13 protein-coding genes are annotated in these 13454 nt (G+C 66.3%); 7 read left to right on the top strand and 6 right to left on the bottom strand.

Features of this window, described 5'->3' with window-relative positions; genetic code table 11:
* Nucleotides 1–10 precede the first annotated feature (10 nt).
* From A7X12_RS14010 to A7X12_RS13995, 4 genes are all read right to left on the bottom strand, one after another.
* On the bottom strand, nucleotides 11–1192 hold the full coding sequence (locus tag A7X12_RS14010; RefSeq protein WP_064312194.1) for a molybdopterin molybdotransferase MoeA: 1182 nt from the start codon (nucleotides 1190–1192) through the stop codon (nucleotides 11–13).
* A 41-nt stretch (nucleotides 1193–1233) separates the two neighbouring features.
* Nucleotides 1234–2175, bottom strand: a complete 942-nt coding sequence (locus A7X12_RS14005) for a PilZ domain-containing protein (protein WP_232318511.1) — start codon at nucleotides 2173–2175, stop codon at nucleotides 1234–1236.
* Nucleotides 2176–2265: 90 nt separating this feature from the next.
* Nucleotides 2266–3681 carry a succinylglutamate-semialdehyde dehydrogenase gene (gene astD / locus A7X12_RS14000; protein WP_064312192.1) on the bottom strand — a complete coding sequence of 472 codons (1416 nt, stop codon included), beginning with the start codon at nucleotides 3679–3681 and terminating at the stop codon, nucleotides 2266–2268.
* 62 nt (nucleotides 3682–3743) lie between these two features.
* On the bottom strand, nucleotides 3744–5093 hold the full coding sequence (locus A7X12_RS13995) for a protein adenylyltransferase SelO family protein (RefSeq protein ID WP_064312191.1): 1350 nt from the start codon (nucleotides 5091–5093) through the stop codon (nucleotides 3744–3746).
* 18 nt (nucleotides 5094–5111) lie between these two features.
* On the opposite strand from A7X12_RS13995, the gene A7X12_RS13990 reads away from it, so the two are divergent.
* The 3 genes from A7X12_RS13990 to A7X12_RS13980 all read left to right on the top strand — a co-directional run bounded on the left by A7X12_RS13990 (nucleotide 5112) and on the right by A7X12_RS13980 (nucleotide 8647).
* On the top strand, nucleotides 5112–5978 hold the full coding sequence (locus A7X12_RS13990; RefSeq protein WP_064312233.1) for an alpha/beta fold hydrolase: 867 nt from the start codon (nucleotides 5112–5114) through the stop codon (nucleotides 5976–5978).
* A gap of 60 nt (nucleotides 5979–6038) precedes the next feature.
* On the top strand, nucleotides 6039–7172 hold the full coding sequence (locus tag A7X12_RS13985) for a glycosyltransferase (protein WP_064312190.1): 1134 nt from the start codon (nucleotides 6039–6041) through the stop codon (nucleotides 7170–7172).
* A gap of 71 nt (nucleotides 7173–7243) precedes the next feature.
* Entirely contained in the window at nucleotides 7244–8647 is a 1404-nt protein-coding gene (locus A7X12_RS13980; RefSeq protein ID WP_064312189.1) for an NAD(P)H-dependent flavin oxidoreductase, read from the top strand.
* Between the two features lie 130 nt (nucleotides 8648–8777).
* Here A7X12_RS13980 and A7X12_RS13975 read toward each other — a convergent pair whose 3' ends face one another.
* Nucleotides 8778–9776, bottom strand: coding sequence for a 2-hydroxyacid dehydrogenase (locus A7X12_RS13975; RefSeq protein ID WP_064312188.1), 999 nt, complete (start codon nucleotides 9774–9776; stop codon nucleotides 8778–8780).
* A 73-nt stretch (nucleotides 9777–9849) separates the two neighbouring features.
* On the opposite strand from A7X12_RS13975, the gene A7X12_RS13970 reads away from it, so the two are divergent.
* On the top strand, nucleotides 9850–10332 hold the full coding sequence (locus A7X12_RS13970) for an SH3 domain-containing protein (protein WP_064312187.1): 483 nt from the start codon (nucleotides 9850–9852) through the stop codon (nucleotides 10330–10332).
* A 121-nt stretch (nucleotides 10333–10453) separates the two neighbouring features.
* Here A7X12_RS13970 and A7X12_RS13965 read toward each other — a convergent pair whose 3' ends face one another.
* On the bottom strand, nucleotides 10454–11641 hold the full coding sequence (locus tag A7X12_RS13965; RefSeq protein WP_064312186.1) for an acetyl-CoA C-acyltransferase: 1188 nt from the start codon (nucleotides 11639–11641) through the stop codon (nucleotides 10454–10456).
* A gap of 90 nt (nucleotides 11642–11731) precedes the next feature.
* On the opposite strand from A7X12_RS13965, the gene A7X12_RS13960 reads away from it, so the two are divergent.
* The 3 genes from A7X12_RS13960 to A7X12_RS13950 all read left to right on the top strand — a co-directional run bounded on the left by A7X12_RS13960 (nucleotide 11732) and on the right by A7X12_RS13950 (nucleotide 13443).
* Entirely contained in the window at nucleotides 11732–11992 is a 261-nt protein-coding gene (locus A7X12_RS13960) for a hypothetical protein (protein WP_232318510.1), read from the top strand.
* Nucleotides 11979–12791, top strand: a complete 813-nt coding sequence (locus tag A7X12_RS13955; protein ID WP_064312185.1) for a prepilin peptidase — start codon at nucleotides 11979–11981, stop codon at nucleotides 12789–12791. Before A7X12_RS13960 ends, A7X12_RS13955 begins: the two co-directional genes overlap by 14 nt.
* A gap of 205 nt (nucleotides 12792–12996) precedes the next feature.
* Nucleotides 12997–13443, top strand: a complete 447-nt coding sequence (locus A7X12_RS13950; RefSeq protein ID WP_064312184.1) for a MarR family winged helix-turn-helix transcriptional regulator — start codon at nucleotides 12997–12999, stop codon at nucleotides 13441–13443.
* Nucleotides 13444–13454 lie beyond the last annotated feature (11 nt).

The following is a 13454-nucleotide window of genomic DNA, read 5'->3' as shown; positions in this document are numbered from 1 at the left end:
CGAGGCGCTGTCAAGCGATGTCGAGGATTTCCACCGAGTCGGATGTTTTTGCAGCTGGCGCGTGGGGCAGTCGTACGATCAGGCACGTGCTTCGCGCGAGCGTGCGCAGCATCGAACTGTCCTGGATCGCCGATGCATGGACCTTGCCGTCGATCAGCGCCGCGCGAAGATAATCGGTGCGCGGGCCATTGGCGGGCAGGGGCTCCCCAAGAATGGCGGTGCGGTGCACGGGCAATGGGTCCGCGGCACCGGAACGGTGCGCGATCAATGGCTTGGCAAAGAGCAGGGCGGTGACGAACACCGAGACCGGGTTGCCCGGAAGCCCCAGGACGACCATGTCACCGCGCCGCCCCGCCATCATCGGTTTGCCTGGGCGCAATGCGATCCGCCAGAAATCGATCCTTGCCCCGGCGCCTTCCAGCGCAGGTCGAACAAGGTCGTGGTCGCCCACGGACGCACCGCCGCTGGTAATCAGCAGATCTGCCTGCACCTCGGCAAAGGCGCGGGTAAGAGCGCCAAGATTATCCGGGAGGATGCCGAGATCAATGATCTCGATCGGCAGGTCGGCGAGCTGGGCAGCCAGCATGATACGATTGGACTCGGGAATTTGCGCGTGGCCCATGGCGGCTCCCGGCGCCACAAGCTCGTCCCCGGTCGCCACGATGGCGACGCGAACCTTGCGGTGCACGGGCAGCGTGGCATGGCCCGCGATCGCCGCAAGGGCGATCAGCGCCGGTGTCAGCCGTTCGCCTGCCGCGATCAGTCCGTCGCCCGCCGCGAAGTCGAGGCCGCGGCGACGCACGTTGCGGCCGAGATAGGCGGGGCCTTCACCGGCAAGGCTAAGCCGATCGCCGTCGCGGGCAGCCTCTTCCTGAACGAGCACCGTATCGGCTCCGGCGGGCATCGGCGCGCCGGTGAAGATCCGCACGGCTTCTCCGGGCGCCATGGTGCCGGCGAAGCCCTTGCCCGCCGCGCTCTCGCCGATCACGATCCAGGGGCCGGGCAGGTCCGCGAAACGGATGGCGTAGCCGTCCATCGCCGACAGATCGTTTTCCGGCTGGGTGCGCCGTGCGGCTATGGGCTCGGCCGCCCAGCGACCGACCGCCTCGGCGAGTGGGACCATTTCGACGGGCGTGCGGCCGGCAAGTGCGAGCAGCCGCGCTTGGGCTTCGGCAATGGGAAGGAGTGCCATGGCCCCCGCTTGGCGGGGAGGCGTCCGCGATGCAAGGGGGATCAACCTGGGCGGCGGCTCGCGGTGAGCATGCGCAGGTCGCTGTCGCGGAGCGGCAGACGAAATTCGGCGAGCGTGCGGCCCTGCCGGGTCTGCAGCACGCGGGCGGGACCGCCGCCGATTTCCGGAAGGGCCACCCACAGGGGCGCGCCGGGACAGAAGCTCTGTCGCGCCTCGAACTCGACCTGATGGGCGGTAAGCGCGTGGATGCGGCAGTTCCACCAGGCGGTGCCTTCGCGGACGCGGCCCGGCAGATCCAGGCGGATCGCCAGCTTGTCCTGCAACAGTCCTTCGCCTTCGAGCGCAGCGCCGCCGGGCAAGAGCGCATGCTGGATGCCGCGCAGCCAGGGAAACAGCGTCTGCCAGCCGAGCTCCTCGGCGAAGACGATGCCGGCAGTCTCCCCGATAACCCAACGGACGATGCCGTCGAGCGGTCGCATGCCGTCGAAGGTGAGTTGCACTGCTTCGTCCACCGCGAGGCCGCGTGCCTCGACGCCCACGCCGCCTTGCGAAATGTCGCGCGTGCGGAACTGCTCGACGTCGCCGCCATGGTGCACGCCTACCGTGTGGCGCAGCTCGATACGCGGCAGACGGCGGCGCTCGGCGCTGGTGCGCGCCAGGGCGCGGGCAAGCATCCCCAAAACGTCCACCGGCGCGTCGAAAGCGAGCCCGGCCTCGTTCCCGTCCGACCAAAGCGTGCGGCCGATCAGCGGCTCGCTGCCGCCGACATGGAGCTGTACCGGCATCTGCTCGGCAAGATCCTGCGGCACCTGCAGGCGCGCGCCAGCACGGCCGATCCAGTGGATGCCGCATGCGAGCAGGTCGCTACCCATACCCAGCCGGCCTGCGTCGAGCCCGTCTGCCGGCACCGCGCCCGAAGCGCGCGGTGCCGGCAGATCGTGCGTCAGGCTAAAAATCGTCGCGGACGTGCGCCCCGAATCCATCCTATCATCCCGTCCGAAGGCGGGCACCATGGGGGCAGGGGCCTGAAACCGCAGTTAAGCGGAAGGGTTGCGAAAAGTCTAACGCGCGGTTCAGGCGTCGCGCAGCCCAACGCCCATCGCCGCGCGCGCCTGTTCGGACTCCGAGGAGACTACAGGATAGGCGCAATAGTCCGCTGCATAATAGGCGCTGGGCCGATGGTTGCCCGACCAGCCCACGCCACCGAATGGTGCCGCCGACGAGGCGCCGTTGGTCGGCTTGTTCCAATTGACGATACCCGCACGGATATTCGCCCAGAACTGGTCGTAGAGCCGGGGATCCTGGCTCACCAGGCTGGCGGACAGTCCGTAGCGCGTGTCGTTCGCCTCCGCGATCGCCTCCTCGAACGTTGCCTTGCGGAACACCTGTAGGATCGGGCCGAACAGCTCCACATCCACCTTTTCCCGCGCGTCGGTCATGTCGACGAGGCCAGGGGTGAGGAACGGGCGGTTCTCGATCAGCCGTTCCATATGTCGCAACGGGCGGCCGCCCATGGTCGAGAGGGTAAGGAAGCTCTCCGTGAGCATGTCGGCGGTATTGTTGTCGATCACCGGCCCCATGAAGGGCTGGGGATCGGCGTGCGGCTCGCCGATGATCAGGCGACCGATCAGCTTGTTGAGCTCCGCCATCAGCGGTTCGAACAGCTTCTCGTCGACGATCAGCCGGCGTGCGGCGGTGCAGCGCTGACCAGCGGTGGTGAAGGCAGACTGCACCACCAGCACCGCGGCGGAGTAGAGATCCGGCGTGTTCCAGACCACGATCGGGTTGTTGCCGCCCATCTCCAGCGCGAGGATCTTTTCGGGACGCGCAGCAAACTGGCGGTTGAGCGCGATGCCGGTATTGGCCGAGCCTGTGAATAGCAGCCCGTCAATATCGGGGTGGCTGGCCAGAGCCTTGCCTTGATCCGGGCCGCCGATCAGCAAGCGCACGCAGCCTTCGGGGATGCCGGCGGCGTGGAAGCATTCGACGAGGAAGGCGCCGCTGGCGGGCGTCTTTTCCGAAGGCTTGAATACCACGGCGTTGCCGGCGAGCAGCGCGGGCACGATGTGGCCGTTCGGCAGATGCGCCGGGAAGTTATAGGGACCGAGCACCGCAAGCACCCCGTGCGGCTTGTGTCGCAGCGCGAGGCGCGTGTTCATCGGCGCTTCGATCCGGCGCTGGCCCGTGCGCTCGGAATAGCTGGTAACCGAGATGTCGACCTTGGCGATCACCGTCTCGACCTCCGTACGCGCTTCCCAGAGCGGCTTGCCGGTTTCGCGAGCGAGCAGATCGGTAAAGGCGTCGGCACGTTGTCGGACGACATTTGCGAAGCGGCGCAATGCCTCTATTCGCACGGCAAGCGGGCGAGCCGCCCACTGCGCCCAGTTCGCCCGGGCTATTGCGACTTCGGTATCGGCATCCCCGATCGGGTGACGCCAGAGAATGGCGCCCGTTGCGGGTTCGGTCGAAAGGAGTTCCTGGTCCGGCATTGGGCCTTCTGTTTTCTGGTTCGTTGCCCTGTATGGCGTGGGTATTGCCCGATTTCGCGGCGCTAGGCCAGAGCCTCGCCCATGTGTCGAATGGCCGCGATCTTGGCCGTAAGCGGCCCCCAATCGTCCCGATCGGCAATGGCGGACCAGAGCGATTCGACCTCGTCGATCAGCATCCCGCAGGGTTCGCCCCGCCAATAGCCATGGTCGCGGGCCTTGCGCGGGCGATAATCGGCAAGGCGACTGCGGACCTCGTCGAAGTCGCTGCCATACTGGTCCGGCAGGTTGCCGCCGAACGCATCGAAATAGAAACGGTGAAGCAGCGTGCCCGTTTGACTCAGCGCAACCTCCACCGCTTCGGTGAGCGCGCGGTCGCTGGCGTCGTCGCGCGGCTGAATACCAAGCCGCCAGAGCACGGCATCGGCCTCCTCGCGGTGATAGGCCGGCGCGAAACCTTCCAGCGCGGCAATCAGCGGCGCCTCCTCGGCGATCAGGCGGAGCGATATGGCAAGCTGCATCACATCCCAATAGATCGCTTCGGGCTGGCGGCCGAAGGCGTAAAGTCCCGCATGGTCGAAATAGGCGGCGGTGAAGTTCGCCGCCCAGCTGGGCGTGAAGCGCCAAGGGCCATAGTCGAAGCTTTCGCCGGTGACGTTGATGTTGTCGCTGTTGAGTACGCCATGCACGAAGCCGGCGGCCATGAACTGGCCTGCCATCCGCGCCGTTCGGGCGACGACATGGGCGAGCAGACGCTGCGCTGCGTCTGGCCCATCCTGCTCGCCATAGTAATGGCGGAGCACATAGGCGGTGAGCTTCCGCAGTCCTTCCTCATCCTGGAAATAGGCGAGGCGCTGAAAGGTGCCGATACGGATATGGCCGTGATTGAGCCTGACCAGCACCGCCGAGCGGGTGGGGGAGGGCTCGTCGCCGCGATTGAGCGATTCGCCGGTTTCGATCAGAGAGAAGGTGCGGCTGGTGGATACGCCCAGCGCCTCGAGCATCTCGGTCGCCAGTATCTCGCGAACGCCGCCCTTGAGGGTCAGCCTGCCATCGCCGAAGCGGCTGTGGGGCGTCTGGCCCGATCCCTTGGTACCGAGATCCATCAGCTGGCCGTCGCGGTCGGTCATCTGCGCGAACAGGAAGCCGCGGCCGTCGCCGATCTCCGGATTGTACACGCGGAACTGGTGCCCGTGATAGCGGAGCGCCAGCGGTTGGGGGAGACTGCCGGAGAGTGGCTGGAACCGAGCGAAATACGCGATCCACTCGGCGTCGCTCAGTCCCTCCAGTCCGACGGTCGCCGCGGCGCGGTCGTTGCGGAAGCGAAGGATCGTCTGAGGAAAGCGCGCGGGCGCCACCGGATCGTAGAAGCCATCCCCGAGTTCGAGGATCGCCTGTTGCGGAGCGAAGGCCATGCAGCGATATGGGGCGCGATGGATGCTCGACGCAACTACTCCGATGGCGTTTGGTGGTCGAAAGACGGCCTGCGGCTGCATTATCGCGACTATCCGGGGCGAGACGACCGCCCGCCGCTGCTCTGCTTTCCCGGGCTTACGCGCAATGCGCGCGACTTCGCCGACCTGGCAACGCGTTTCTCGGGCGACTGGCGCGTGCTGTGCGTCGAGTTCCGCGGACGCGGCGAGAGCGCCTATGCCAAGGATCCCATGACCTATGTGCCGCTCACCTATCTGCAGGATGTGGAGGCGCTGCTCGCCGAGCTGAAGGTCGAGAGGTTCGTGGCAGTTGGCACCTCGCTCGGCGGTATCGTGACGATGCTGCTCGCTGCGACCGATGGCGGCAAATTGGCGGGGGCGGTGCTGAACGACGTCGGCCCGGAACTGAACCCAGCGGGACTGGCGCGGATCCGCACCTATGTCGGCAAGCAGGTCTGGTATCCCACCTGGATGCATGCGGCGCGTGGCGTGGCGGAGGCGAATGCGGACGTTTATCCCGATTATGCGATCGAGGACTGGCTGGCGATGGCCAAGCGGCTGCACCGGGTGAACAGCCAGGGCCGCATCGTGCTCGATTACGATATGAAGATCGCCGAGCCGTTTCGCGTGCCGGGCAACGAGGCCGGGCCCGACATGTGGCCAACGATCGACGCGCTCGCCGGACGTCCGCTGCTGGTGGTGCGCGGCGAACGCTCGGACATCCTGCGTGCGGAAACGGCGGAAAAGATGGTCGCGCGGGTGCCCGGCGCGGAACTGGTGACGGTGGCGGGCGTGGGGCATGCTCCTGCGTTGGATGAGCCGGAAGCGGTGGCGGGGATCGAGCGGTTGCTGGCGAAGATTGTCTGAGGTCCCGTTCACATCCTAACGGATGACGGCGTCGCAATCGCTCGCTAAACCCCGGCCCCCATGTCGATCCACATCCTCCATCTTCATTCGACCTTCGCGCTCGGCGGCAAGGAAGCGCGGGCGGTGCAGCTGATGAACGCGTTCGGCGACCGCGCGCGGCACACGATCGTTTCGGCGATGCCCGACCAGCTCGGCGCCCGCGACGCTATCGACAAGCATATCAAGTACGAAATCGCGCTCGATCCGCCTCCGCTCAGCGGCAAGCCTTCGGTCAGGCGATACGAGCAGATCGCGCGTTTCATGCGCCGCTTCGATCTTGTGCTCACCTATAATTGGGGCGCGATCGACGGCGTGATGGCGGCGCGCGTCTTCGGCAAGGGCCTGCCACCGATCATCCACCACGAAGACGGGTTCAACGCCGACGAGGCGGAAAAGCTGAGCACCGTCCGCAACATGTATCGCCGCATGGCACTGCCCGCTGCCAATGCGCTGGTAGTCCCCTCAGACAAGCTCGAGCAGGTCGCGACCAAGTTCTGGAAGCAGCCGGCCGAGCGGCTGGTGCGTATCGCCAATGGCGTGCCGACTGCACGCTATACCGGCCAGCTCGACCCCAAGCTGCTGCCGATGCTGGAGAAACGCCGCAAGGGGGAGGTGTTCATCGGCTGCCTCGCCGGGCTGCGCCCGGTGAAGGACCTGCCGATGCTGGTCCGCGCTGTCGCGGGAATGTCCTCGCGGTTCAAGCTGGTGATCCTGGGCGACGGGCCGGAACGGCAGGCTATCCTCGACCAGGCCGAGACGATGGCGGTCGAGGATCAGGTGTTCCTGCCCGGTTTCATCGCCAATCCGCACCGCTATCTCGGTCTGTTCGACCTGTTCGCGCTGTCGTCGAAGAGCGAGCAGGCGCCGGTTTCGGTGCTGGAGGCGATGGCGGCCGGGCTTCCGGTGGTAGCGCCGCAGGTAGGGGATATTGCGGCAATGGTGTCCGAGCCCAATCGGCGGTATCTTTCTCCGGACCGGACCGAGGTGTCGCTGCGGGACCGGCTCGATCTGCTCGCGCAATATCCCGATGAACGGAAGCGCGTGGGCGAGGCGAACCGGCTACGTGTTGCAGCGTTGTATGACGAGGCTGAGATGGTTGCGGCTTATGCGCGGCTTTATGCTCAAGCAATGGGGCGGCCGGGCGCGCTTGGCTGAGGCCAGCATTTGTTACTCGCTTGTCGCGGCCGTTCCGGCTAGCGTCGCGCGGCAATTTTTGTGGAGGCAGTGTGTTCAAGGGTCTTTCGCCCATCAACTACAACGGTCGTGAAGTATGGCCGCTGGTCGAGGGCGGGAAGGGCGTCGCAGCGACCAACCATGCGAGCGCGGGGGCCTGGGCGGCCGCCGGCGGCATCGGTACGGTCAGCGCGGTCAACGCCGACAGCTACGACGCGGACGGCAAGATCATCCCGCAGATCTATCGTGCCCTCACGCGCCGCGAGCGCCATGAAGAGCTGATCCAGTACGCGATCGAAGGCGCCGTCCAGCAGGTGAAGCGCGCGTTCGAGATCGCCGGCGGAAAGGGCGCGATCAACATCAATGTGCTCTGGGAAATGGGCGGCGCGCAGCGGGTCCTGCAGGGCGTGCTGGAGCGGACCAAAGGGATGGTGGCAGGCGTCACCTGCGGCGCGGGCATGCCCTACAAGCTCAGCGAGATCGCGGCGCACCATGAGGTGAGCTATCTCCCGATCGTCAGCTCCGGTCGCGCCTTCCGCGCGCTGTGGAAGCGGGCCTACTCGAAGGCGCAGGAATGGCTTGCGGCGGTGGTCTATGAGGATCCCTGGCTCGCCGGCGGCCATAACGGCCTGTCGAACGCCGAGGATCCGCGCGCGCCGCAGGATCCCTATCCGCGCGTCAAGGCGCTCCGCGACGTGATGCGCGAAGGCGGTCTGCCGGACAGCGTGCCGATCGTGATGGCCGGCGGCGTCTGGTATCTCCGCGACTGGAACGACTGGATCGACAATCCCGAGCTTGGTGCGATCGCATTTCAGTTCGGCACGCGTCCGCTGCTGACGCAGGAGAGCCCGATCCCCGACGGCTGGAAAGCCAAGCTGATGGAGATCGAGGAAGGGGAGGTACTGCTGCACCGCTTCTCGCCGACCGGTTTCTATTCGAGCGCGGTGCGCAACCCGTTCCTTCGCCATCTGGAAGCGCGAAGCGAGCGCCAGATCCCGTATTCAACCGAGGCGGCGGGTGATCACACCTTCCAGCTCGATGTGGGTGTGAAGGGCAAGAATTTCTGGGTGACCCGCAACGACCTGCTGCGCGCGCGGGAGTGGCACGGCCTGGGCTTCACCAGCGCGCTCAAGACGCCGGACAACACGCTGGTGTTCGTGACCAGCGAGGACCAGCAGGTGATCCGCAAGGACCAGGCCGATTGCATGGGTTGCCTAAGCCAGTGCCAGTTCTCGTCCTGGGCGGATACGGAGACGAACTCAACGGGGCGCCTGGCCGACCCGCGCAGCTTCTGCATCCAGAAGACCCTGCAGGATATTGCCCATGGTGGCGATACCGACCAGAACCTGATGTTCGCGGGCCACGCCGCATACAACTTCAAGCGCGATCCGTTCTATTCCAACGGCTTCGTGCCGACGGTGAAGCAGCTGGTCGACCGGATCCTGACCGGGGATTGAGGAACACACTTCTAAGCCCCTCCTCCTTGGAGGAGGGGTTGGGGTGGAGGGATTCCAGAACGCTTGTCGGTCTCTATCGAGACACTGCCCCACCCCAAGCCCCTCCCCTGAAGGGGAGGGGCTTAAGCGTTCAAAGCCATCCCTCGAACACCTGATCCGGCGGGCGGTGGCCATCGGCCCAGCTGCGGATGTTGGCGATGACCTTCATTCCCATCGCCTCGCGCGCTTCGAACGTGGCGGAGCCAAGGTGCGGCAGCAGCACCACGTTCTCCAGATCCATCAACCGCGGATCGACGTTGGGTTCGTCGACATAGACGTCGAGCCCAGCGCCGGCGATACGGCGGTCTCGCAGGGCGGAGAGCAATGCCTCCGGGTCGACGATCTCGCCGCGCGCGGTATTTACCAGCCAGGCTTCGGGACCGAGCAGATCGAGCCGCCGCGCGTCGATCAGGCCGTTGGTGGTGGCGGTGTGCGGCGTGTGAATCGTCAGGATGTCGATCGCTTCCAGCATCGCGTCGAGATTGTCGTGATAGGTGGCCCCGAGTTGGTGCTCGAGCACCTCATGCACCCGGTGCCGCCCGTGATAGTGGATCTGCAGCCCGAAGGCGCGCGCCCGCTGCGCCACCGCCTGGCCGATACGGCCCATGCCCAGGATGCCGAGCTTGCGGCCGCCGATGCGGTGGCCGCGCATGCTCGTGGGGCTCCAGCCGCGCCAGGCGCCGGAGCGGACGAGCTTGTCGCCCTCCACCAGTCGCCGGGGCACCGCGAGGATCAGCGCCATCGCCATGTCCGCTGTGTCGTCGGTCAGCACGCCGGGCGTGTTCGTGACGACGATGCCGCGCGCGCGCGCGGCCTTGAGATCAATATGGCCGACTCCCGCACCATAGTTGGCGATCAGCCGCAGCCGCTCTGGCGCGGCGGCGATCAGCGCTGCCGTGATGCGATCGGTGACGGTGGGAACCAGCACATCTGCGTCGGCCATGGCGACGGCGAGGGCGGCCGCATCCATCGGTACATCATTGCGATTCGCGACCGATTCGAACAGCGCTTCCATCCGCGCCTCGCTGGCTTGCGGCAGCGCGCGGGTGACGATCACCCGGGGGCGGGACGGTCGCTTGGGATCGGCCATATGACTGGCTTGGCCGGTGTGGACGGCGCAGTCAACGGTTGAAGCGTGGGGCGTGCTGGTCGATAGACGGCACATGCAGCAGCGGCATCTCTCGATCGGTATCGCAGCCCTGGCGCTTGTCGCCTTGGCCACCCCCGCGCAAGCGGAGCGCAAGCCGCCTTATTATGCGTCGCTCAAGGCGAGCAAGGCGCGGATGCGAACCGGACCGGGGCGCAACTATCCCACCAACTGGTTCTACCAGCGGCGCGGGCTGCCCGTGAAGGTAATCGCCAGCTACGGCGCCTGGGTGAAGGTGCGCGACCCGGACGGCGCGGAAGGCTGGATGCAGGCCAACCTGCTTGACGACAAGCGCACCGCGATCGTGGCGGGCGGCGTGGCAGAGCTGCACAGCAGCCCATCGAGCGACTCGCACATCAGCTGGCGCGCGGCGCCCGGTGTGGTCGGCAAGATCAGTGCGTGCAGCGGCGGCTGGTGCTGGTTCGATGCCGGGGGGCGCGCGGGCTATGTCGAGCAGGCGCGGATCTGGGGGACGGATCCAGGCGAGACGGTTCGGTAGGGACCGCTACCAGGCCCCTTCTCCCTCCTGCAGGGGGAGGGGTTTCAGCACGTCCGCCGGACTCCGCTAGACACTTCGCCACTCCATCCCCTCCCCTTCAGGGGAGGAGTTATGGCGTAGCTCAATCCATCAGTTCCACGGCCACTGCAGTCGCTTCTCCGCCCCCGATGCAGAGCGAGGCAAGTCCGCGCTTCTGGCCGTTGCTTTCCAGCGCCGAGAGCAAGGTCGCCAGCACCCGCGCGCCGCTCGCGCCGATCGGATGACCAAGTGCGCAGGCACCCCCGTGAATGTTTACCGCATCATGGCTGAGCCCGAGTTCGTGCATCGCGATCATCGTAACGCAGGCGAACGCTTCGTTGACTTCGAACAGGTCCACATCGCCCGTTTCCCAACCCGCCTTCTCCAGCGCCTTGCGCATCGCGAAAACGGGCGCGGTGGTGAAGCGTGCCGGCGCATGGGCGTGGGCGGCGTGCGAGACGATGCGCGCAATCGGCGTCAGCCCCAGCTTCTCCGCCGTCGAAGCACGGGCCAGCACCAGGGCCGCGGCGCCGTCCGAGATCGACGATGCATTGGCGGCGGTGATCGTGCCGTCCTTGGCGAAAGCGGGCTTGAGCGTGGGGATCTTGGCCGGATCGGCCTTAGTCGGCTGCTCGTCGAGCGTCACGGTCACCACGCCCTTACGCCCCTGCAGTTCGACCGGGACGATCTCGCGATCGAAGGCGCCGCTGGTCTGTGCCGCCTTAGCGCGCTCCAGGCTGGCGATGGCGAAGGCGTCCTGCGCCTCACGGGTGAACTGATATTCCTTCGCCGTCTCCTCGGCGAAGCTGCCCATCAGGCGGCCGGGCTCATAGGCGTCTTCCAGCCCGTCGAGGAACATATGGTCTTTCAGAACGTCATGGCCGATCCGCGCGCCGCTGCGGTGGCGCATCGACAGGTAGGGCGCGTTGGTCATGCTCTCCATGCCGCCGGCGATGAGCAACTCTACCGAGCCGGCTGCAAGTGCCTCCGCGGCCATGATCGTCGCCTGCATGCCCGATCCGCACATCTTGTTGATCGTCGTCGCTTCGATGTGCTGGGGCAGGCCCGCCTTCAATGCGGCCTGTCGGGCGGGCGCCTGGCCCAGTCCGGCGGGAAGCACGCAGCCCATATAGATGCGCTCGATCGCCTCGCCCTTGAGACCGGCCCGCTCGACTGCTGCGCCCACTGCGGTGGCGCCAAGATCGGTTGCTGCCGCATCCGCGAGGGTGCCCTGAAAGCTTCCCATCGGCGTACGGGCATAGGACAGGATGACGACAGGGTCGGCGGACATAAAGGCTCCTCTCGGGTGTTTGCCGGTGATCTAGGGGGACAGCGCGCGGTTTGCAAAAGCCATCGCGCTCCCGCAGGAAGGGATCCGTGCGTGAACCTTGTCGACATCCTGAAATGGAGTGCCTCGATCAGCGGCATGATCGCGGCGTTTCTGGTCTCCCTGGACCTCGGGAGGCGGGTCACCGGCTGGGGATTCGCCCTGTTCGTGGCATCCAGCATCTGCTGGATCAGCGGCGCGGTGGTGACGGACGACGAGCCGCTATGGACCCAGAACCTGGTGCTGTTCTGCATCAACGTCTTCGGGGTGTATCGGTATCTGATCCGCAAGCGAAAGCCGCATGACACCGATTGACCATTGGGGCTGGCCTGTCCTGCTCGGGCTGCTGGGCTCTGTGTTCGGCAGCTTCATCGCGACGGGGGCGATCCGGTGGCCCGAGGGGCGTGGCGTGGCGCAGGGGCGATCGGCATGCGATTCCTGCGGCACGAGTCTCGGTGCTGCAGAGCTGGTGCCGGTGCTCAGCTACATCGTGCAACGGGGGCGCTGCCGCCATTGCGCTGCCCGGATCGCGCCGAGCCACTGGTTGACCGAGGTGGTTGGGCTAGCGATCGGCGTGGTGGCAGGGCTTGCCGCGCCGGGTGTCGAGGGTGTCGTGGGCGCCGTGTTCGGCTGGCTGCTGCTGGCGCTCGCGGCGCTGGACCTCGCAGCCTTCTGGTTGCCGAACGGGCTCAATGTTGCGTTGGCCGTCGTCGGGCTCTGCGTGGGGGCGGCCGGAAACGGCGTACCGCTCAGCGCGCGCGTGATCGGCGGCGTCGTTGGATTCGCGGTGCTGTGGCTGGTCGCACGGGTCTACAAGGCGCTGCGTGGGCGGCAGGGACTGGGAGGTGGGGATCCCAAGCTATTCGGGGCGATCGGCTGCTGGCTCGGCTGGGACAATCTGCCGGTGGTTCTGCTCGCGGCAAGCCTGATCGGGCTTGCGGTGGTGCTGGCGATGATGGTGGCAGGGCGGCGTGTGCGGGCTAGCGATCGGCTGCCTTTCGGGGTGATGCTGGCGGCTGGCGCCTGGGCGGTATGGCTCGGGCCTCAACTCGTCCCGCAGCACATAGGCCCGGTGGAGCTGGTGACATGGCAGCCGGCGCCGATCAACCATTGATCCACGGCCCGGCGCACGCCAAAAAAAAGGCCGCCCCGGAGGGCAGCCTATGAAAGTCTTAGGAGAGGATGCCTGAAAGGCCCGATCGTTCTGCACCGCACCGGCATCTGCTGCAAGTGCGAACTGTTACCGGTATCATTGCAAAAATTGCAACCTGCCAGCGTTGTCAGCTGCGAATTGGTTAATTCCTAGGTAAGGGGTGGGGATGACTGCATTGAAATTGGACGATTTTCTGCCGTACCGCATGTCCATCGCCTCCAATGCGGTCTCGGACGCGGTGGCGAGTGTCTACCGGTCGCTTTTCGGCTTGCGCATTCCGGAATGGCGTCTCGTCGCCGTGCTGGCGGAGGGCGGGGCGATGAGTCAGCAGGCGCTCTGCGGCCGCACGCAGATGGACAAGGTGACGGTGAGTCGAGCGGCGATTGGCTTGGTCGAGCGGGGGCTTATCGCGCGTGCTACGAACCCCAGTGACCAGCGGTCGCACCTTGTCGCGCTGACGCCGGAAGGGTGGCAGCTCTATGAGCAGATCGCACCGAAGGCGCTTGAGATAGAACGCGCTTTGTTCGCTAGCTTCTCCGATTCGGAGCGAGTGCAGCTTGCGGCGATGCTGGTCCGGATCGAGGCGGCCGCCGCGACGTTCAAGGCCGCCTGAAGCTGACCCAT

The sequence above is a fragment of the Sphingomonas sp. TDK1 genome, from assembly GCF_001650735.1.
Lineage (GTDB): Bacteria > Pseudomonadota > Alphaproteobacteria > Sphingomonadales > Sphingomonadaceae > Sphingomonas.
The sequence above is the reverse complement of the archived record's forward strand: the minus strand, read 5'-3'. Positions and strand labels throughout refer to the sequence as shown.